The sequence below is a fragment of the Mycobacterium sp. genome (assembly GCF_046095365.1).
GTDB lineage: Bacteria > Actinomycetota > Actinomycetes > Mycobacteriales > Mycobacteriaceae > Mycobacterium.
This window is the reverse complement of record NZ_JBJTJF010000220.1, coordinates 1-20,650: the sequence shown is the minus strand read 5'-3', so window position 1 is coordinate 20,650 and position 20,650 is coordinate 1. Positions and strand designations below refer to the sequence as shown.

The following is a 20,650-nucleotide window of genomic DNA, read 5'->3' as shown; positions in this document are numbered from 1 at the left end:
CCTGCTGATCTCCGAGAGCGGCGCCACCGACCGCAACGGCGACAACAACGTGGCCGGGCCGATCGGCAACATGCGCCAGCTGGCGGCGTACTTCTCCGACCGCGGTGTGGCCACTCTGCGCTACGACAAGGTCGGTACCGGAGCCACCGGCCTGGGACCGCACGCCGGCCGCCCGGGCGACGTGGGCAGCGCGGTCTACACCGACGGTGCCAAAGCGGCGGTGCGGTTCCTGGCGGGCCGGCCAGGAACCGACCGGGTTTCGGTGTACGCCCTGGGGGAGGGCACGATTCACGCGATGACCCTTGCCGGGGACACCTCGCCGGATGCGCCGAAAATCCACTCGCTGGGACTGCTGCAGCCGCTGGGCGCCCGGTACCTGGACCTGATCGGTGGCCGGGTGGATGCCGACCTGGCGGCCGCGGTGCGCGGCGGTGCCAAGACCCGGCAGCAGGCCGACGAGGTGCGGGCGGCCTGGCGGGCCGCCGTGGAGCAGGTCCGCAGCAGCGGATCCGCGCCGGCCGGCCTGCCCGACGGACTGAGCGCAATCCTCAACCCCGGCAACGCCAAAGCCGTCGCCGAATCCGACGCCATCGACCCGCTCGCCCTGGCGGCCGCCGTTCCGGACGGGACGCCGGTGCTGCTCACCTGCTCGGATTCCGACGCGCAGGCCTCCTGTGCCGGTGTCGCCCCGCTGGCCCGCGCGCTGGAGCACACCGACCTGGACCTGGTGGCGCTGCGCGGCGTCAACCACGTCCTGCGCGACGACCCGACCGACAACGTCGCCGGCTACGCGAAGAAGGCGCCGCTGTCGGCTCAGCTCACCGATGCGCTGAACGCGTTCGTGACCGAATAGGGGTGCTGTTGAGGAATTCCGTTCTGGGGACAGATGATCCGCCGGGAGCGGCGGAGCACCGGGACAGTCGGCCCGGTAACCTAACGTGGCGCCCATGACCGACGACAAGATGCTGGCCCGGATCGCCGCGCTACTGCGCCAGGCCGAGGGCACCGACAACGTCCACGAGGCCGAGGCCTTCATGGCCGCCGCGCAGCGCCTCGCCACCGCGACGGCGATCGACCTCGCGGTCGCCCGTGCCCACACCGCCGACCGGACCGCCGCCCAGGTGCCCACCCAGCGGACCATCACCATCGGAGACCCGGGGTCTCGCGGCTTGCGGACCTACGTCCAGCTGTTCGCCGGCATCGCCGCCGCCAACGACGTGCGCTGCGACGTGGCGTCGAACTCCACCTTCGTCTACGCCTACGGGTTCGCCGAGGACATCGACGCCAGCCACGCCTTGTACGCCAGCCTGGTGGTCCAGATGGTGCGGGCCTGCGACGCGTATCTGGCCACCGGCGAACACCGCCCCACCCCGACCATCACCGCCCGGCTGAACTTCCAGTTGGCCTTCGGCTCCCGGATAGCCCGGCGTCTGTCCGAGGCCCGCGACGACGCACGCCGGGAGGCCACCTCGGCGCGCGGCGCGGCTCCCGGCACGGCTGTTGCGTTGCGCAACAAGGAGATCGAACTGCGAGACCACTACCGCACCCAGTCCCAGGCCCGGGGCACCTGGCGGGCCACCAGCGCGTCGGCCGGGTACTCGTCGTCGGCGCGCCGGGCCGGCGACCGGGCCGGCCGCACGGCACGCCTGGGCGCCGCGCCCGAGTTGCCGGGAGCGAGGGCCCGGCTCAAGCGGTGAGCGGTCGCGACTCCCAGCGTTCCCGGGTCTACGCGGCCGAGAAGTTCGTCCGCACCCTGTTCGACCGCGCGGCCCGGAACGGCTCGCGATCCGTCGATTTCTTCGGCGAGCCGATAACGCTGCCGCCCGAGGCCAGGTTCGCCTCGGTCGAGTCGGTGCAACGCTACGTCGACGAGGTGCTGGCCATGCCATCGGTAGCCGAAATCCGTTCCGGTGCAATGCCGCTGACGGTCCGTGCCCGGCGTGCGGCGACGGCCGCGCACTACGAGCGGAACGGACCGGCCGCGGTGATCGCGGTTCCCGAACGGCTCGGCGGCGACTGGGCGATGCGTGAACTGGTGGTTTTGCACGAGGTGGCCCACCACCTGTGCGACCCGGACGCGCCGTCGCACGGTCCGGGTTTCGTCACCACGTTCTGCGCGCTGGCCTCGGCCGTCATGGGCCCGGAGGCCGGGCACGTCCTGCGCGTGGTCTACGCCAAGGAGGGTGTGCGATGGACGAGTTGATCGGTTCCGGCCAGTGGCTGGCAGTCGATGACCTGCTGGACCGGCTGGTCCTCGGCGAGGACCCGGCTCTGACCGCGGCGCTCGCCGACTCCGAGGCCGCCGGCCTTCCGCCCATCGAGGTCTCGGCGCAGATCGCCCGGTTGCTGTACCTGCTGGTGCGGATCAGCGGGGCACGCCGGGTCCTCGAGATCGGCACCCTCGGAGGGTTCAGCACGATCTGTCTGGCCCGCGGGGTCGGCGCCGAGGGCAGCGTGGTGACTCTCGAGCACAACGTCCGGCACGCCGAGGTGGCGACCCGCAACCTGCGCCGGGCCGGGGTCGCCGACCGGGTGGAGATCGTGGCCGGCCCGGCGCTGGACACCCTGCCCCGGCTCAGCGGCCGGTTCGACCTGGTGTTCATCGACGCCGACAAGGAGAACAACGCCGCCTACGTCGAACACGCGGTCAGGCTCGGCCGCCCTGGAACGGTGATCGTGGTCGACAACGCGGTGCGGGCCGGGCGGATCCTCAATCCCGCCGCCGGGGACCACCAGGCTCGGGGAGTGCGGGAGATGCTCGAATTCGTCGGCGGCCACCCGCGGCTGGAGGCTGCCGCGGTTCAGACTCTCGGCGCCAAGGGCTGGGACGGCTTCGTGATCGCCCGGCGGACCTAGCCGCCGGCCGCCATCACCTCCACCGGAACCGCGTTGAGGACGGCGGTTCCTGACAGCGGCTCGATCAGCGAACTGTCCAGCAGGCTGTTCACGTTGACCCCGGCCTGGGTGGCCGCCACCGTCAGCCGGGTTCCCGGCGCGGAGTGTCCCCAGCCGTGCGGCAGCGACACCACCCCGGGACGGATGGCGTCGGTGATCTCCACCGGCACCTCGAGTTTGCCGCCCGGCCCGGTCACCACGGCCAGGTCGGTCACGCCAAAGCGGGCCGCGTCGTCGGGGTGGATCTGCAGGGTGCAGCGGTTGGTCCCGCCGGCCAGGGCGGGCAGGTTGTGCATCCAGCTGTTGTTGGATCGCAGGTGGCGGCGTCCGATCAGCAGGAAGCCGGCGGTGTCCGCGCCGATCGAATCCTGCAGCCGAACGATGTCGGCCAGGATCGGCTCCGGCGCCAATTCCACCTTGCCGGAGGGGGTTCGGAGGATCTCCGGGATACGCGGAGTCAGCGGACCCAGGGCGACACCGTGCGGGTTGTCCCTGAGCCGCCGCAGGGTCAGGCCGTCCGGCCGCGAACCGAAGGCGTCGCCGTACGGGCCCAGCCGCAGCATCATGTCCAGTCGGCGCTCGTACCCGGGACCCTCCGCCAGCATCGAGACCAGCTCCTCGACGGAGCGGCCGGCCACCGGGGAGTCCGGATCGGCGACCTCCTTGCCGAGGACCACTGAAATGATCTGGTCGTCAACCAGTTTCGGATCGGCTCCGGTGCCCAGACCGAGCACTCCGAGGGTCAGCCGGCACAGGATCTCCACCTCGTCGGGACGGCCGTCCGGCAACGGCAGGACGGCGGGGGAGTAGCGGGCGGTGTTGCGGGTCGCCACCCCGGACAGCGCCACGTCGAAGTGCGGCGCGTGCGACGGTGGCGGCGGGGGCAGGATGACGTCGGCGTGCCGGGTGGTCTCGTTGAGGTAGGGGTCGATGGACACCATGAATTCCAGGCCGTCCAGTGCCGCCGACAGCCGTTCGCCGTCGGGTGCGGAGAGCACCGGATTGCCGGCGATGGTCACCACCGCACGAACCTGTCCCGGCCCGGGTGTCTCGATCTCCTCCGGCAGCAGCGCCGTCGGCAGTTCCGCGGCCACCTCCGGGGCCCCGGAGACCCGGCTGTGCCAGCGCCCCACGGAGAAGCCCCGACCGGTGCGCGCCGGCCGCGGGGCCGCGCCGATCGGCGAGGTCGCGAACATCGCGCCGCCGGGCCGGTCCAGGCTGCCGGTGAGCAGGTTGACCACGTCGACCAGCCAGCTGGTCAGGGTGCCGAACCGCACCGTGGAGGTGCCGATCCGGCCGTAGACGCACGTTCGCGGCCCGGCCGCGATGTCGCGGGCCAGCTCGCGGATCTGTGCAGCGGTGACACCGCAGTGCCCGGCCACCGCCTCGGGCGGGAACTCCAGCGCGGCGGCGCGGACCCGCTCCAGTCCGGTGACGTGGTCGGCCAGCCCGCCGAGCCGGTCGTCGACAAGATCCTCGTCGAAGAGCACGTTGGCCACCGCGAACAGCAGCGCGCCGTCGGTGCCGGGTCTGGGGGCGATGTGCCGGTCGGCCAGCCGGGCGGTGCGGGTGCGGTTCGGGTCGATGACGGTGAGACGGCCGCCGCGGCGTTTGAGCGCCTTGAGCTTGCCGCCGAAATCGGCTGCGGTGGCGACACTTCCGTTGGACACCAGCGGGTTGGCGCCGATCACCACGAGGTGGTCGGTGCGGTCGACGTCCGGGACGGTGAACGCGAAGGCGTTTCCGAACAGGTAGCCGCAGGCGACCTGTTTGGGCATCTGGTCCAGCGTGCTGGCGGTGAAGACCTGGCGGGTCTGCAGGGCGCGCACCAGTTGCGGGGCGTAGAGCCCGCCGGCGATGGTGTGCGCATTCGGGTTGCCGAGGTAGACGGCGACGGCGGCATCGGCGTCGGCCTTCACCCGCGCCAGCCCGGCGACGGCGGCCTCCAGGGCCTCCGGCCAGCCGGCCTCGACCAGTTCCCCGTCGCGGCGGACCAGCGGCACCCGAAGCCGGTCGGGGTCGTTGTCGAGTTCGGCGAAGCTGGCGCCCTTGGGACAGATGTAGCCGCGGCTGAACACGTCGTCGCGGTCTCCGCGGGCGCCGGTGACCCGACCGTCTTCGACGGTGAGAACCATCCCGCAGGTGGCCTCGCAGAGCGGACAGATGCGCAGCGCGGTGCGGGTCACCACCTCACTGTGCGCCTCCGGGCTGCCGCAGGCAAGCGGTCAGTCGCAGACCGCCCCGCGTGCGGCCGACCCCACCAGCTTGCAGTACTTGGCCAGCACCCCGCGGGTGTAGCGCGGCGGCGGCGGGGTGAAGCCGGCCCTGCGTGCGTCGATCTCGGACGGTTCGACGAGGATGTCGAGGGTCCGGTTGGCGACGTCGAGACGGATGCGGTCGCCGTCGGCGACGAACGCGATCGGTCCGGCGTCGACGGCCTCCGGGGCGACGTGGCCCACGCACAGGCCGGTGGTGCCCCCGGAGAACCGGCCGTCGGTGAGCAGCAGGACGTCCTTGCCCAGCCCGGCTCCCTTGATGGCGCCGGTGATCGCGAGCATCTCGCGCATCCCCGGGCCGCCCTTGGGTCCCTCGTAGCGGATGACCACCACGTCCCCGGCGGTGATGGTGCCGTCCTCGAGGGCGTCCATGGCGGCGCGCTCACCGTCGAAAACCCTTGCGGTGCCCTCGAACACGTCCGAATCGAAACCGGCCGACTTGACCACCGCACCTTCGGGGGCCAGCGAGCCGTGCAGGATCGTGATCCCGCCGGTGGGATGGATCGGGTTGGTCAGGGCGCGCAGAACCTTGCCGTCGGGATCGGGCGGGTCGATGTGGGAGAGGTTCTGCGCCATGGTCCTGCCCGTCACGGTCATCACGTCACCGTGCAGCAGGCCGGCGTCGAGCAGGGCCTTCATCACCACCGGAACCCCGCCGATGCGGTCGACGTCGTTCATCACGTGCGCGCCGAACGGCTTGACGTCGGCCAGGTGCGGCACCTTGGCGCCGATCCGGGTGAAGTCGGCCAGGGACAGCTCGACGTCGGCCTCGTGTGCGATGGCCAGCAGGTGCAGCACGGCGTTGGTGGAGCCGCCGAAGGCCATCACCACCGCGATCGCATTGTCGAAAGCCTCCTTGACCAGAATGTCGCGGGCGGTGATTCCGCGGCGCAGCAGCTCCACCACGGCCAACCCGCTGCGCCGGGCGTAACCGTCGCGGCGGCGGTCGGTGGCCGGCGGCGCGGCGCTGCCCGGCAGCGAAAGTCCCAGCGCCTCACCGGCGCTGGCCATGGTGTTGGCGGTGTACATGCCGCCGCAGGCGCCCTCGCCCGGGCAGATCGCCCGTTCGATGGCGTCGACGTCCTCCCGGCTGATCAGGCCGCGTGCGCAGGCGCCGACCGCCTCGAACGCGTCGATGATCGTGACCTCACGTTCCGAGCCGTCGGGCATCTTGGCCCAACCCGGCAGGATCGAACCGGCGTAGAGGAAGACCGCCGCGAGGTCCAGTCGCGCGGCGGCCATCATCATCCCGGGCAGCGACTTGTCGCACCCGGCCAGCATCACCATGCCGTCCATCCGCTCGGCCTGCATCACCGTCTCGACGCTGTCGGCGATCACCTCCCGGGACACCAGCGAGAAGTGCATGCCCTCGTGGCCCATCGCGATGCCGTCGGACACCGAGATGGTGCCGAACTCCATCGGGAAGCCGCCCGCCTCGAACACGCCCTCCTTGGCCGCCGTCGCCAGCCGGTCCAGCGAGAGGTTGCACGGGGTGATCTCGTTCCACGACGACGCCACCCCGATCTGGGGTTTGGCGAAGTCGTCGTCGCCCATGCCGACCGCGCGCAGCATCCCGCGGGCGGCGGCCTTCTCCAGTCCGTCGGTGACGTCGCGGCTGCGGGGCTTGAGGTCGGGGGTTTCACTCACGCGACCAGTATGACCCGCGGGCCGGCACCGCCCAACGCCCGTCTCGTCCGGTCCTGACGCGGGTCTCAGGGCGGTCTCGAAAGCGGCCCTGCGGCGCGTCGGGGGGTTATCCGGGGTCGGCCCAGCCGATACCGTGGTGGCACCCGCTATGACAGTCGACGCTCCCGCCCGCCCGCGCACCGGCCCCTGGACCCCACGGGTCGCTGTCGCGCTCGCAGTGCTGGCCTCCGCCGCCTTCGTGTACGTGACGGCCGAGATCATGCCGGTGGGCGCATTACCGGCCATCGCCGCCGATCTCGGTGTCAGCGAGGCGGTGGTCGGCACTCTGCTGGCCAGTTACGCGCTCGTCGCGGCTGTTGCCACGGTTCCGCTGGTCCGTTGGACCGCGGCCTGGCCGCGCCGCCGGACGCTGTTGTTCACGCTGGGCGCCCTGACCGCGTCCCAGCTGATCTCCGCGCTCGCGCCGACCTTCGCCGTGCTGGCCGCCGGCCGGATGCTCTGCGCGATGACCCACGGCCTGATGTGGTCGGTGATCGCACCGATCGGCGCCCGGATGGTGCCGGCCACGCACGCCGCGAGGGCCACGGTGGCCGTGTACGTCGGCACCGGGCTGGCACTGGTGGTGGGCAGTCCGCTGACCGCTGCGCTCAGCGAGATGTGGGGCTGGCGCTGGGCCGTGGCCGGGATCACCGTGGCCGCCGCCGCGGTGCTGATCGCCGCGCGGCTCACCCTGCCGCTGATGGCGATGGACCCGGACGGCGGAACCGGCGGTCAGCGCCACATCTGGCACCACCACAACCGGCGTCTGGTCATCATGTGCCTGCTGACCCTGGTCGGGGTCACCGGGCACTTCGTGTCCTACACCTTCATCGTCGTCATCATCCGCGACATCGTGGGAGTGGGCGGGCCCAACCTGGCGTGGTTGCTGGCCGCCTACGGAGTGGCCGGCCTGACCGCGATGGCCCTGCTCGCCCGCCCCGGCGACCGGCACCCGAAAGCCGTCGTCGCCGGCTGCATGGCCGGGCTGTCGCTGGTGCTTCTGGTGCTGGCGGGCCTGGGTCTGGCGGGCCGCGGAAACACCACGACCCTGGTGATCGGGATCGGCGCCGTCGTGTTCTGGGGCGCGGCCGCGACGGCGATGCCGCCACTGCTGCAGTCCGCCGCGATGCGGCACAGCCCCGACGACCCCGACGGCGCGTCGGGTCTGTACGTGACCGCTTTCCAGGTCGGCATCATGGCCGGTTCGCTGCTCGGTGGCCTGCTGTTCGAGCATGCCGGCGAGTCGGTCATGCTGGCCGCCTCGGCGGTGCTGGTGGCCGGTGCCCTGGTCTGCACGCTGGTCGCACCGCGCCTCTTTCCGCCCGCTGCCGTGACCTGCGAGGAGTAACGCTCGTCACGCGGGAGGCGATCATCTGCACAGTTCAGCGCACTGGCGGCCACTGGCGTGGCGGGGACCACCCCGGCTTCTGTGCGACACTGGGAACTACAGCAAGCGTTTTCTAAGGAGTTTTCCGTGATGCGGGTGAGGGGTGCTCTGGCCGCCGCGCTCTGCGTGGTGGGTATTGCCGGCACCGGCCTGGGCGCCGGCCCGGCGCGGGCCGATCCGGATCAGCCGCCGGTTGATCCGCAGGTGATCGACGTGCCGCCGCCTCCGCCGCCGGTCGAGGGACCGCCCATCCTGTTCCCGCCGCCGCCGCCCCCGGAACCGGGGGACCTGGCGGCACCGGGCGTCGTACCGCCGCCGCCGCCTCCGTTCCCGCCGCCGCCGCCGTTCCCGCCGCCGCCGCCGGCGCCCGAGGCCGCTCCGGCCACCGCCATGGGTGCGGCCAAGGGCCAGAACGCGGCGCCCTTCACCGGTGACCCGGTCTTCGCGCCACCGAGTTTCAACCCGGTCAACGGCGCGCTCGTGGGCGTGGCAAAGCCGATCATCATCAACTTCCAGCGGCCGATCGCCGACCGCGCCCTGGCCGAGCAGTCCATCCACATCTCGTCCAGCCCGCCGGTGGCCGGCACGTTCTACTGGACCACCGACACGCAGGTGCGTTGGCGGCCCTACAAGTTCTGGCCGGCCGGCACCCGGGTCAACATCGACGCCAGCGGCGCGAAGTCGAGCTTCCGCGTCGGTGACTCGCTGGTGGCCACCATCGACGACAAGACCCACCAGATGACGATCACCCGCAACGGTGCGGTGGTGAACACCTTCCCGGTCTCCATGGGCATGCCCGACGGCAAGCACGAGACCAAGAACGGCACCTACTACGTGCTGGAGAAGTTCCCGACCATCATCATGGACTCCTCCACCTACGGAGTGCCCGTGGACTCCACCTACGGCTACAAGCTGAAGGTGGATTGGGCGGTGCGTATCGACAACAGCGGCGGCTTCGTGCACAGCGCGCCGTGGTCGGTGGCCGACCAGGGCAAGCGCAACGTCAGCCACGGCTGCATCAACCTCGGGCCGGCCAACGCGAAGTGGTTCTACGACAACTTCGGCAGCGGCGACCCGATCATCGTGAAGAACTCCGTGGGCCTCTACACCAAGCCCGACGGCGCCGACGACTGGCAGTGGCAGCTGTACTAGTTCCAGATCCGGACCCGCTGCGGCGGGTCGAGGTAGAGGGCGTCGTCCTCGGTGACGCCGAAGGCGTCGTAGAAGGCGTCGATGTTGCGGATAACCCCGTTGCACCGGAACTCCGGCGGCGAATGGGGGTCCACGGCGAGCCGCCGAACGGCCTCGGCCGGCCGGGACTTGGTGCGCCACACCTGCGCCCACCCGAACAGCACCCGCTGGAGGCCGGTCAGCCCGTCGATCACCGGCGCCGCCCGCCCGCCCAGGGATAACCGGTAGGCCAGCAGCGCGATGGACAGGCCGCCGAGGTCCCCGATGTTCTCCCCGACGGTGAATGCGCCCTGGACATGCGGGGAGTCCGGGCGGCCGGCGAGGTCACGCGGCACGTAGTTCTCGTACTGCTCGATCAGCATGGCCGTGCGGGCACCGAACTCCCGGCGGTCCTCGTCGGTCCACCAGTCGAGCAGGTGCCCGTCGCCGTCGTATTTGGAGCCCTGATCGTCGAACCCGTGCCCGATCTCGTGGCCGATCACCGCCCCGATTCCGCCGTAGTTGGCCGCGTCGTCGGCCCCGGCGTCGAAGAACGGCGGCTGCAGTATCGCCGCGGGGAAGACGATCTCGTTCATCCCGGGGTTGTAGTAGGCATTGACGGTCTGCGGGGTCATGAACCACTCGTCGCGGTCGACGGGGCCGCCGAGTTTGGCCAGTTCCCGGTCGGTCTCCACCTCCGCCCCGCGGATCACGTTCCCGTACAGGTCGTCCCGGCTGACCACCAGGGCCGAGTAGTCGCGCCATCTGGCCGGGTAGCCGATCTTTGCGGTGAAACTGTCCAGCTTGGCCAGGGCGCGCGCCCGGGTGGCCGGAGTCATCCAGTCCAGGTTGGTGATGCTCTCCCGGTAGGCCTCGCGCAGGTTGGCGACCAGGACGTCCATCCGTGCCTTGGCATCCGGCGGGAAGTGCCGTTCGACGTAGAGCCGTCCCACCGCGTCGCCCATCAGGCTCTCGACGACCGACACCGCACGCTTCCACCGTTCCCGGATCTGCTCGGTACCCGACAGTGTGCGGCCGTAGAACTCGAAGTCCTCCTCGACCAGTGCCGAGGGGAGCACGGCCGCGCGGGCGTGAATGAGCCGCCAGCGCGCCCAGTCCTGCCAGTCGGTGAACTCCGCGGACGACCACAGCTCCGCGAAAGAGGAGAGGTAATCAGGCTGGCGCACAACGACTTCGGCAACCGCGCCCGGTGCGGCACCCAGCGCGGAGATCCACGCGGGCCAGTCGAATCCCGGTGCGAAGCCGGGTAACTCGGCGAAACCGCGCAGGTTGTAGGTCAGGTCGGCGTCGCGACGGCGGACCACGTCCCAGTGGCCGGCGGCGAGCCGGGTCTCCAGCGCCACGACCCGGCCGGCCCGCTCGGTGTACTCGTCGGGCGTGCCGCCGAACACCAGGGCGAACATCGAGGCGATGTGCGCGGGGTAGGCGCCGAGAATCGCCGCGTGCTGCTCGTCGCGGTAGTACGACTCGTCGGGCAGACCCAGGCCCGACTGGCTCAGGTGCACGAGGTATCGCGACGAATCCTTGGCGTCGGTGCTGACGTAGACCCCCACGCCGCCGCCGACGCCGCTGCGCTGCAGCCGGCCCAGAACCGCGGCCAGTTCAGCGGGGCCCGCCGCGCGGTCGATGGGCGCCATCTCGGCGACCAGCGGGGCCGGCCCGCGCCGCTCGACCGCGTCGGCGTCGAGGACGCTGGCGTAGAGGTCGCCGATGCGCCGCTCGTCGGAGTCGACGGCTCCGGAAGCCGCGGCGGCGTCGGTGATGATCTCGCGCACCTGTTCCTCGGCCCGGTCGTAGAGCTGCCGGAACGCGCCGTCGGTGGCGCGGTCGGCCGGCATCACGTAGTCGGCCAGCCAGCGGCCGTTGACATGGCCGAACAGATCGTCCTGCGGGCGGACCGCCGGGTCGAGGTGGGTGAGGTCGATCCCGGAGCGCTGCGTATCTGCCGTCACGCCCACCATCCTTGCTCATCGCCCCTGCCGGTAGCCTCCCCTGCATGCCCGATGCCGGAGAGGACCGCGACCGCACGCGCCCCGGGGCGCCGACGGCGTTCGGGGTCGCCTCGGCGGTGCTGGCCGTGCTGGCCCTCGCCGCGGCGGCACTGATCGCCGTGATGTGGACCGGCCACCGCTCCGAGGAGGCCGCCCGCGGCTATCAGGCCCGGGCCATGCAGGCCGCTGCGCAGTGGACCGGGATCCTGATCAACATGAACGCCGACAACGTCGAAGCCAGCATGCTGCAGTTGCGCGACGGAACCGTCGGCGAGCTCAACACCGGTTTCGAAGCCTCGATCGCCCCGTACCGCGACGTGGTCAAGACGCTCCGGTCGAAGACCACCGGCCAGGTCGAGTCGGTTTCGATCGAGGTGATCCACCGCAACCTCGAGACCGGACCCGGGCAGCGCCCGCCGGCCCCGGCGACGCTTCCGGCCGAACTGGCCGCCCGCACCGACACCGTGCTGGTGGTCGCGACCTCGGTCAGCGAGAACGCCGCCAGCAAGCCCACCACGGTGCGCTGGAACCTGCGCCTCGGTGTCTCAGACGTCGACGGGACCCCACGGATCTCCCGGCTGGAGTCGCTGCGATGAGGAACCGGGCCCGGGTCCTGGCGTTCGACATCCTCGCGCCGGCGGCGGCGATAGCGGCCCTGCTGATGATCGGGGTGATGCTCGGCTGGCCGCTGTGGTGGGTGTCGGCCTGTTCGATCCTGTGCCTGCTCGTCGTCGAGGCCGTGATTCTCAACATCGTCCTCTACCGGCGTGACTCGGTCACGCTGGGAACCGACGACGACTCGCCCGGCCTTCGGCTGGCGGTGGTCGCGGTCACCACAGCCGCCGTCGCGGCTGCTGCGGTGGTCGGCTACCTGCATTGGACCCTTGCGGACCGGAATTTCAACCGTGACAGCACCGAGGTGGTCCGGGTCGCCTCGGAGGTGGCCGAGGCGACCGCCACCTTCGCGCCGGCCGAACCGCAGGCGGGAATCGACCGGGCCACGGCGCTGATGACGCCCGAGCGCGCCGAGGCCTTCAAGGCCCAATTCGGTTCGACGACAGCCGATATGGCCAAGCGCAAGGTGACGGCGAAGGCGGCGACCATATCGGCGGGCCTGGAGGCCCTGACGCCTTCGGCCGCCACCGTCGCGGTGCTGATGCGTGGAAGCCAGACCGAGCCGGGGCAAGAGCCCAGCAATGCGGTGCTGTCGCTGCGGGTCGCGCTGACCAAGCAGGACGGCGTCTGGCGGGTGGCCGATGTGGCGCCCCTCAGCTCGCGCTGACCGGACGCGCGCAGATCACGGCTCAGTCGGGTTCGGGGTATTCGTCGGCCGGCTCCGATGTGTTCCGGGCCTGCTGGGCCCGTATCTTGGCGAAGCGGTCGGACAGCCGACGCATCCGGATCATGAGCGAGGCCGGCGGACTGGCCGAGGCGTCGAGGTAGGCGGCGAAATCCACCGGGCTGACCCCGATCCGCGAGGCGAACTCCTGCGGGCTCAACCCGGACCGGTCCTGCAGGATCCGTACGTGCCGCGCCGCCTCGTTGCGTTCGTTTGCCTCCAGATGGTTGCGGGCACGCGCCAGGACTTCCGTCAGGGCCTGCGAAACGCCGTATGGGGCGGCGGATTCCAGGACTTCCTCGACCTGGCGCGCGGTACGGCCGTAGGGGTCGCGCTTGATCGCGACGACGATTCGCTGCCACACGGAGATATCCCCGCTCTGCAGGGCCGCCCGGATCGAGGCGGTGGGCCAGAACTCCACGGGGGTGTCGTCGAGAGGGTAGGGGGACGGGCGAGTCAACTCGCCTCCTCCAGGATCGCCACCGCCAGCGACAAGCACCGCCGCCGGACTTCGTCCCACGCCGGTCCGGACCCCTCGCCCGCGTCCGAGGGGATCGGATCGGCCAGTCGGCGCACCAACTGGGTGGCGATCCAGAGTCGCTCTGGTCGTCCAGCACTGTAGTACCCGTCGACCCCGGCCAGGGTCAGTGCGGCACTGTCCAGACCGACGGCGTCGGCGAGGTCGGCCAGGTCGGCGAAGTCGGCGCGGCTGCCGCGGCACAGAACCAGGAAGCTCTTCAGCCGCAGCGTCTCGGCCGCGGTCGGGATCTGCAGCCGGTCACCGGTGGGCAGTTGCACAGTGGTGGTCTCGACCGGGCCGCGCCGCTGCACGGCCGCCTCGGTCTGCAGCGCGTCCAGCGCCACGTCCAGGCGGCCCCGCCACATCGTCACCGGATGGACCGGCCGGCGCGGTCCCGGCCCGGGACCCGATCCGACACGGCGCTGAACCGCGGTGACGGTGGCCAGCCGGCCGGCGGCGGGCGCGTCGGCCCGCCCGTCGCAGCCGCTGAACGCCAGCGGGTCCACCACACTGACCGAGTCGGGTGCCAGGTCTTTGAGTCGCGCGGCGCTTCGCACCACCGTGCGCAGGTCGGCGGCCGGCGGCGCGATCGAGGAGATGTCGTCGGGGATGACGACGACATCCCCGACGTCGAGTCTGGGCAGCGGTTTCTCGAAGTCCACCGACGGCAGCAGCCGCCCCAGCCAGGCGGGCAGCCACCAGTTCCAGCGGTCGAACATCGCCATCAGCGCCGGCACCAGCACCAGCCGGACGATGGTGGCGTCCACGGCGATCGCGACCGCGCAGGCCACGCCGAGTTCGGCGACCAGCGGCATGCCGGCGAAGGCGAAGCCGACGAACACCGCGATCATGATCAGTGCTGCACTGGTGATGGTGCGGGCGCTGGTCGCCACGCCGTAGGCGACCGCGTCGCGGGTGTCGCCGGACTGCAGGAAGCGCTCCCTGATCCGGGTCAGCAGGAAGATCTCGTAGTCCATCGACAGGCCGAATGTCATGGCGAGCACCAGCGGGGGAATGGTGCTGTCGACTGACGAGATCGGTTCGAAGCCAAGCCGTTCCAGCCATCCCCATTGGAAGACCACCACCAGGCTGCCGTAGGCGGTCGCAACCGACAGCACCGTCATCAGAACGCCCTTGAGCGCGAGCACCACCGACCTGATCGAGATCAGCAGCATGACGAAGGCGATCACCGACACGAAGGCGAAGACCGCCAGTTGGGTGTGCGACACCCGGTCGTCGAAGTCCTTGATCAGCGCCGTGGGGCCGCCGACGTCGATCGAAACCCCGGTCGCCTCCGGCAACCCCGGCAGCGTCGCGCGCAGCCAGTCGATGGTCTCGCGGGCCCGCAACTCCTCGGGATCCACCGCGAGCACCGCCGACAGCAGCGCGCTGCGGTTGTCGTCGCCGAACACCGGTGGAGCCACCGAGACGATGTTCACCGCCTGACCCGTCGTCCGGCTCACGGCCTCGAGTACCGCGGCGTTACGCGTGTCGTCGGCGTCGGCGCCCGGGAAGTTGACCAGGATCCGGACCGGGCCGAGCGCCCCCGGTCCCAGCGCCTCGGCGGCGGCCGCGACACCGCCCCGGATCTCGTGGGAGGACGGGAACTGGCGCTGCATGCTGTTGCCCAGCACCATGCCGAAGGCCGGCGCGGCCAGCAGCAGCAGCACCGAGGTGGCGGCCAGCGCGGACGCCCAGGGCCGGCGCATCACCGCACCGACCCAGCGGGTCCAGAACCGGGACCGGGTGGCCTCCGGCCTGCGGGACCAGTGCAGCAGAGGTGAGCGCCGGGCGGCCGCGCGGCCGAAGGTGGCCAGCACCGCCGGGATCAGGGTGGCCGAGGTGAGCACGGCGAAGGCCACCGCGAGGATCGCGCCGGTGGCCATCGACCGCAGCACCGGGGTGTCGATCACATAGATCCCGGTGAGCGAGGCGACCACGGTCAGCCCCGAGAGCACCACGGCCAGACCCGAGGTGGCCATCGCGGCGTCGGCGGCGTGGTCGGGATCCCGGCCGGCGCGCAACTCCTCACGGAAGCGCATCAGGATGAACAGCGAGTAGTCGATCGCCAGCGCGATGCCGAACATCGACACCGTGGAGGTGACGAACACCGACATGGTGGTCACCGTCGACAGCAGGTAGACCGCGCCCATCGTCACCACCACGGTGCAGATGCCCAGCGCCAGCGGGATCGCCGCGGCGGCCAGCGAACCGAACACCACGACCAGCACCATCAGCACGATCGGCAGGTTCCAGCGCTCGGCGGCCGCGATGTCCTGCTTGGTGCTGGTCTGCGCGGCCGCGCCCAGCGCTCCCTGGCCGATCACGTAAAGCTTCACCCGCCCGTCGGCGGTGCGGCCCGGCTGGTCGCCGCTGACGCCGACCTTGGCCCGCAGTTGCCGGGCGACGTCCACCGCGCCGGTGTTGTTGAAGTCCAGCCGCAGAGACACCACGTACGGTCGGTCCGGCGCCGGGGCGGGTTGCACCGGGTTGTCCACCACCTGGAGGCTGGGAACCGAGCGCGCGGCCTCCTTGAGTTGGTCGACCGCCGCGGCCATGTCGGCGTAGGAGGCGTCGGCGCGTGGCGCGGCGACCAGGGCCAGCGGCGACGAGCCCAGCTGCGGGTAGTGGTCCTCCAGTTCGTACTGCACGCGCAGGGACTGCGAGCCGGCCACCTCGAAGCCGCCGCCGGTTAGGTGGTTTGACTGGGTCAGAGCGAGAGCCACCGACGGCACCAGCGCCAGCAGCCAGCATCCGAACACCAGCCACCGATGTCTGCGCAGGGTGCCGCTCAGTCGCATCATGAACTGCTGGATGGCTGTTCTCCCCGCATCGTCCGGTTTCCCGATTGCGTGTTGAGAGCCTACCCGCCGCCGGGACCGGCCGCGCCGTCGTGGCGGGACGCCGGGCAGGGCTGGCTTAAGATGTCCAAGAAGCCGAGTCGGCCGTCACGATTGGAGTCCCAGGATGATGCACACAGCCCGCCGGATCGTCTCGGGAACGATCGCCGCCGGTGCCCTGCTCTTGGGGCCGGCCCCCGCCGCGCTGGCGGACAACCCGCCGAACTGCACGGCCGCCGATCTGGCCGGGGTGGCCGCCGGTGTGTCCGCCGCCACGTCGGCCTACCTGTTCACCCACCCCGACGTCAACGCGTTCTTCACCGGCCTGGAGGGCTCGCCGCGGGACACCCTGCGCGGCCAGATCCAGCAGTACCTGGATGCCAACCCTCAGACCAAGGACGACCTGGCCGGTATCCGGCAGCCGCTGACCGACCTCAAGAACCGCTGCGGCGGCGACCAGTCCCTCGAAGTACCCGCTTCCTGATCGCGGCCGGGACGGCCCGCCAGCCCAGCAGCAGCGCCCCGATCGACACCGACGCCACCACGATGAAGCCGGCGGCGGTGCCCGCCCCGGTGGCCTTCCGCAGCGCCATGCCGATCGCGACGGCGCACAGCCACACCGTCAGGCCCGTCGGCCGCAGCGCGGTGGGGCGCCGCCAGCCTCGAATCAGCAGCCAGCCGACCAGGGTGCCGGTGAGAAACGGCCAGGCGGTCTGCGCGAGCCCCGCGGCGGTCAGTCCCTCGTCGTGACTGCGCCGGCCGGCCGCGGCGAACGCCAGGACGGCGGTCAGGTCCGCGGCCAGGGCTGCGGGCCACACCCGGCCGGCGACCCGGCTTGGCTCTCGGTCGGTCACGGCTGCAGACGATATCGGCCGGGCGGGTCCGGCGCGGTGCCCGGCCGGGCTGGCTAGGCTTGGCGGATGCTCGGCAGCCCCACCGGCGACGACGACGCCGTCGATCCGTTGGTACGCAAGGCCGCCGCCTGGTCGTGGCGTCTGCTGGTGATCATGGGCGTGATCGGGGCGTTGCTCTGGATCGCCGCACAGCTCAAGCTCATCGTGGTTCCGGTGGCGCTGGCGGTCATTCTGACCGCCCTGCTGCTGCCGGCCGTCGACTGGCTCGACCGGCGCCGGGTTCCCCGTGGCGGCGCGGTCGCCATGGTGCTGCTCAGCGCCATCGCCCTCTTCGGCGGCATCATGACTTTCGTTGTCAGCCAATTCGTTTCGGGTCTGCCCAGCCTCACCGAGCAGGTCACCCGCAGCATCGACAACGCCACCCAGTGGCTCATAGAGGGTCCGCTGCACCTGAGTCACGGCCAGATCGAGAGCGCCGGGGCCGCGGCCGTGAAGGCGTTGCGCGACAACCAGGAGAAGCTCACCACCGGCGCGCTGTCCACCGCCGCCACCCTGACCGAGATCGTCACCGGCGCATTCCTGATGCTGTTCACGCTGATCTTCCTGCTCTACGGCGGCCGGAACATCTACACCTACCTGACCACGATCATCCCGGCCCGCACCCGAGACCGGGTTCGGGCGGCCGGACGGGCGGGGTTCGGCTCGCTCATCGGGTACGTGCGGGCGACGTTCCTGGTGGCGCTGGTCGACGCCGTGGGGATCGGCACCGGCCTGGCCGTCATGGGCATCCCGCTGGCGCTGCCGCTGGCCTCCCTGGTGTTCCTCGGCGCATTCATTCCGCTGGTCGGCGCCGTCATCAGCGGGTTTCTCGCCGTCGTCGTTGCGTTGCTGGCAAAGGGTTTCGTCTACGCGCTGTTCACGCTCGGGCTGATCATCGCCGTTCAGCAGTTGGAGGCCCACGTCCTGCAGCCGCTGCTGATGGGCCGGGCCGTGTCGATCCACCCGCTGGCCATCGTGCTGGCGATCGCCACCGGCGGGGTGCTGGCCGGCATCATCGGGGCGCTGCTGGCGGTGCCGGTGCTGGCGTTCCTCAACAGCGCCGCCCGGGTACTGGCGGCCGCCGATCCCGAGGCGGAGGAATCGGAACTGGAATCGGGCCACGACCAGGTGGTCGGGGAGGCCCGACCAGATGCCGCCGGTTAGATCCGGCCCTCCCGGCGGAGCAGGTCGGCAGCGCTGACCCCGGCTGCGTTCTGCCCGCGGGCGTTGAGTTTCTCGGTGGCGACCTCGGAGTCGGCCGCCTGCGGCCGGCTCACCGGGATCGCGCGGGTCTCCTCGGCCGAGAGCATGTCGGCGGCCGGTATCGCGGTGGTGGCGTCCTCCGGAGCCGCGATGACGTAGGTGGGCTCTTCCGACGGCAGCACATTCGTCGGCTCGGCGTCGGGCTCGACCACCGCCGCCGGCCGGCGCGGGGAGGCCTTGCGGCGAAGTTCGCCGAGCCAGGAGCCGATGTCCCTGTCGGCGGAGGTCTCGGGAGCCGCGAACCGGGTCGTCGGACTGTCGGCCTGCAGGGCGGCAGTCTGGTCGGCCGCGAGCGCAGCGGCGACCGGGGCGCCGGCCCCCACCAGTGCGTCCTCCGGAGCGGGCAGTGCCGCAAGCTTGCGCTCGGCGGGCAGCGTGGTCTCACCGAGGCCGATCTTGTGCTGCAGGCGCTTCATCCACTTGGGGGCCCACCAGCAGTCGTCGCCGAGCAGTTTCATGATCGCCGGCACCAGGAACATCCGCACGATGGTGGCGTCGAGCAGCAGTGCGATCAGCAGGCCGAACGCCAGATACTTCATCATGACCAGGTCGGAGAAGACGAACGCCCCGGCGACCACCGCCAGCACCAGGGCCGCGGCGGTGATCAGCCGGCCGGTGGTGGCGGTGCCGATGCGGACCGCCTCGGTGGTGGACATGCCCTGCTCGCGGGCCTCCACCATCCGCGACACCAGGAAGACCTCGTAGTCGGTGGACAACCCGTAGATCACCGCGATGATCAGGCCGATCATCGGGGCCATCAGCGGCTGGGGTGTGTAGTTCATCACGCCGGCGCCGTGGCCCTCGACGAACATCCAGGTCAGAATGCCCATCGTCGATCCGAGCGTGAGCGCGCTCATCAGCGCCGCCTTGATCGGCAGCACCAGCGAGCCGAACGCCAGGAACATCAGGATCGTCGTCGTGGTGATCAGCAGCAGCACCATCAGCGGCAGCTTCTCGAACAGGCTGTGGATGCTGTCCTGTTCCAGCGCCGGTGTGCCGCCGACGTACACCGACAGGCCCCTGGGCGGAGTGATGTCGCGCAGTTCGTGGATCTTGCGCGCCGCGTCGTTGCGGTTGACCAGACCGTTCTGGATCACCCGCACCGACGGGTCGGAGGAGGTGCCCGGGCGCGGCTTCCACATCGCGTCGGGGTTGTTGTCCGGGTCGGTGAAGCCGTTGATCGCCATCGCCTTGCTGCGGATCTCGGCGACCTGCTGATCGGTGACCGGCTGGCCGTCGTCGCGCTTGATCACCAGGGTCAGCGGTTCGGTGCGGAAGCCGGGGAAGATCCGGTCGAACTCCTCCTGGGCCAGCCGCACGGAGTTGTTCGGCGGCAGGTACTTCTCGCTGATGCCACCCAGCGACAGCTTCCCGAGCGGGATGATCATCAGGATCATGATGATGATGATCGGCGTCGCGAACTGGACGGGCTTCTTCATCACCCGGTTGACCAGCTTGCCCCAGAAGCCGTTCTCCACCTCCTCGCGGGTTTTGGTCTTCTGGGTCTTCTCGGCCAGCCAGTCGATCATCCGCCGCGACACCGACCAGTTGGCCAGGAACGGCACCCGCAGCAGGGTTCGCACGCCGAGCGCGTCGACGTTGGGCCCGAGGATGGCCAGCGCGGCGGCCAGCACCGTGATGGACAGGATCGCGGCCAGCATCACCGAGGCGATGATCGCGTAGGTGATCGACTTGAGGAATCCCTGGGGGAACAGCAGCAGCGGCAGCGACGAGGCCACGATGATCACCGCGGAGAACACCACCGTGCGGCCGGCCGTCATCACGGTGCGCCGGACCGCGGTCTCGGTGTCGTAGCCTTCGGCGATCTCCTCCCGGAACCTGCTGACGATGAAAAGCCCGTAGTCCACCGCGATGCCGAGGCCGATCAGCGTCACGACAGGCTGGGCGAAGAAGTGCACCGGGGTGAACTTCGACGCCAGCTCCATGATGCCCAGCGCCCCGAGGATGGACAGGCCGCCGATGATGGCCGGGAGGCTGGCCGCCACCACGCCGCCGAAGACGAAGAACAGCAGCACGGCCACCAGCGGGATGGCGGCGATCTCGGCGCGCTGCTGGTCGACGCCGATGGTGCCGGTCAGTTCACTGGCCAACGGGTTCAGGCCCGCCAGCTTGATGTCGCCGTCGTTGATCGCCTTCAGGTCCGGCTCCACGTCCTGGTAGTTCCGCAGGATCTCGTCGTCGCTGTCTCCCTTGAGCGGGATCGACACGAAGGTGTGGCGCTTGTCCGCGGTCCTCATCTGCTGGACCGTGGCGTCGGTGCTGTCCGGGGCGCGCAGCCAGCCGGCCCAGCCGACCACCTTGTCCTCGTGCTTCTTGGTGAAGTCGTCGAGCTCGGTGACCATCTCCCT

At 70.8% G+C, this 20,650-nt stretch carries 17 protein-coding genes; 10 read left to right on the top strand and 7 right to left on the bottom strand.

Features of this window, described 5'->3' with window-relative positions:
* The 4 genes from ACKOQ4_RS17300 to ACKOQ4_RS17285 form a co-directional block, all read left to right on the top strand.
* Positions 1-853, top strand: an 853-nt coding sequence (locus ACKOQ4_RS17300; protein WP_526293821.1) for an alpha/beta fold hydrolase, incomplete at its 5' end; no start/stop codon positions are given.
* A 94-nt stretch (positions 854-947) separates the two neighbouring features.
* Positions 948-1,697, top strand: coding sequence for a DUF2786 domain-containing protein (locus tag ACKOQ4_RS17295; protein WP_526293820.1), 750 nt, complete (start codon positions 948-950; stop codon positions 1,695-1,697).
* A complete protein-coding gene (locus tag ACKOQ4_RS17290) occupies positions 1,694-2,203 on the top strand; it encodes a TIGR04338 family metallohydrolase (RefSeq protein ID WP_526293819.1) in 510 nt (169 codons plus the stop codon). The genes ACKOQ4_RS17295 and ACKOQ4_RS17290 overlap by 4 nt, the downstream gene beginning before the upstream one ends.
* A complete protein-coding gene (locus ACKOQ4_RS17285) occupies positions 2,191-2,856 on the top strand; it encodes an O-methyltransferase (RefSeq protein ID WP_526293818.1) in 666 nt (221 codons plus the stop codon). Before ACKOQ4_RS17290 ends, ACKOQ4_RS17285 begins: the two co-directional genes overlap by 13 nt.
* Here the strand turns inward: ACKOQ4_RS17285 and ACKOQ4_RS17280 are convergent.
* The gene (locus ACKOQ4_RS17280; RefSeq protein ID WP_526293817.1) at positions 2,853-5,081 is read right to left on the bottom strand and encodes a molybdopterin-dependent oxidoreductase; all 2,229 of its coding nucleotides are present in this window, start codon (positions 5,079-5,081) and stop codon (positions 2,853-2,855) included. The two genes, ACKOQ4_RS17285 and ACKOQ4_RS17280, sit on opposite strands and share 4 nt — an antisense overlap.
* Positions 5,082-5,120: 39 nt before the next feature.
* Positions 5,121-6,818, bottom strand: coding sequence for a dihydroxy-acid dehydratase (gene ilvD / locus ACKOQ4_RS17275; protein ID WP_526293816.1), 1,698 nt, complete (start codon positions 6,816-6,818; stop codon positions 5,121-5,123).
* Between the two features lie 148 nt (positions 6,819-6,966).
* On the opposite strand from ilvD, the gene ACKOQ4_RS17270 reads away from it, so the two are divergent.
* Entirely contained in the window at positions 6,967-8,205 is a 1,239-nt protein-coding gene (locus ACKOQ4_RS17270) for an MFS transporter (protein WP_526293815.1), read from the top strand.
* Positions 8,206-8,334: 129 nt separating this feature from the next.
* Positions 8,335-9,396 (top strand): L,D-transpeptidase, encoded by a 1,062-nt coding sequence (locus ACKOQ4_RS17265; RefSeq protein WP_526293822.1) that lies wholly within the window; start codon positions 8,335-8,337, stop codon positions 9,394-9,396.
* On the opposite strand, the gene ACKOQ4_RS17260 is transcribed toward ACKOQ4_RS17265, so the two are convergent.
* Positions 9,393-11,387 (bottom strand): M13 family metallopeptidase, encoded by a 1,995-nt coding sequence (locus ACKOQ4_RS17260; RefSeq protein WP_526293814.1) that lies wholly within the window; start codon positions 11,385-11,387, stop codon positions 9,393-9,395. The two genes, ACKOQ4_RS17265 and ACKOQ4_RS17260, sit on opposite strands and share 4 nt — an antisense overlap.
* Before the next feature lie 44 nt (positions 11,388-11,431).
* Between ACKOQ4_RS17260 and ACKOQ4_RS17255 the strand changes: the two genes are divergently transcribed.
* Complete coding sequence (locus ACKOQ4_RS17255) at positions 11,432-12,022, top strand: hypothetical protein (protein ID WP_526293813.1); 591 nt, start codon at positions 11,432-11,434, stop codon at positions 12,020-12,022.
* Entirely contained in the window at positions 12,019-12,708 is a 690-nt protein-coding gene (locus ACKOQ4_RS17250; protein WP_526293812.1) for a hypothetical protein, read from the top strand. The genes ACKOQ4_RS17255 and ACKOQ4_RS17250 overlap by 4 nt, the downstream gene beginning before the upstream one ends.
* Positions 12,709-12,730: 22 nt before the next feature.
* Here ACKOQ4_RS17250 and ACKOQ4_RS17245 read toward each other — a convergent pair whose 3' ends face one another.
* Both ACKOQ4_RS17245 and ACKOQ4_RS17240 read right to left on the bottom strand, forming a co-directional pair.
* Entirely contained in the window at positions 12,731-13,225 is a 495-nt protein-coding gene (locus ACKOQ4_RS17245; RefSeq protein WP_526293811.1) for an XRE family transcriptional regulator, read from the bottom strand.
* Entirely contained in the window at positions 13,222-16,089 is a 2,868-nt protein-coding gene (locus ACKOQ4_RS17240) for an MMPL family transporter (protein ID WP_526293810.1), read from the bottom strand. The genes ACKOQ4_RS17245 and ACKOQ4_RS17240 overlap by 4 nt, the downstream gene beginning before the upstream one ends.
* Before the next feature lie 163 nt (positions 16,090-16,252).
* Between ACKOQ4_RS17240 and ACKOQ4_RS17235 the strand changes: the two genes are divergently transcribed.
* On the top strand, positions 16,253-16,609 hold the full coding sequence (locus ACKOQ4_RS17235) for a hemophore-related protein (RefSeq protein ID WP_526293809.1): 357 nt from the start codon (positions 16,253-16,255) through the stop codon (positions 16,607-16,609).
* Here the strand turns inward: ACKOQ4_RS17235 and ACKOQ4_RS17230 are convergent.
* Positions 16,560-16,979 (bottom strand): DUF3054 family protein, encoded by a 420-nt coding sequence (locus ACKOQ4_RS17230; RefSeq protein WP_526293808.1) that lies wholly within the window; start codon positions 16,977-16,979, stop codon positions 16,560-16,562. The genes ACKOQ4_RS17235 and ACKOQ4_RS17230 overlap by 50 nt on opposite strands.
* 66 nt (positions 16,980-17,045) lie before the next feature.
* Here ACKOQ4_RS17230 and ACKOQ4_RS17225 point away from each other — a divergent pair, with 66 nt between their 5' ends.
* Entirely contained in the window at positions 17,046-18,182 is a 1,137-nt protein-coding gene (locus ACKOQ4_RS17225; protein WP_526293807.1) for an AI-2E family transporter, read from the top strand.
* Here ACKOQ4_RS17225 and ACKOQ4_RS17220 read toward each other — a convergent pair.
* On the bottom strand, positions 18,179-20,650 hold a 2,472-nt coding region (locus tag ACKOQ4_RS17220; protein WP_526293806.1), incomplete at its 5' end, for an MMPL family transporter. The genes ACKOQ4_RS17225 and ACKOQ4_RS17220 overlap by 4 nt on opposite strands.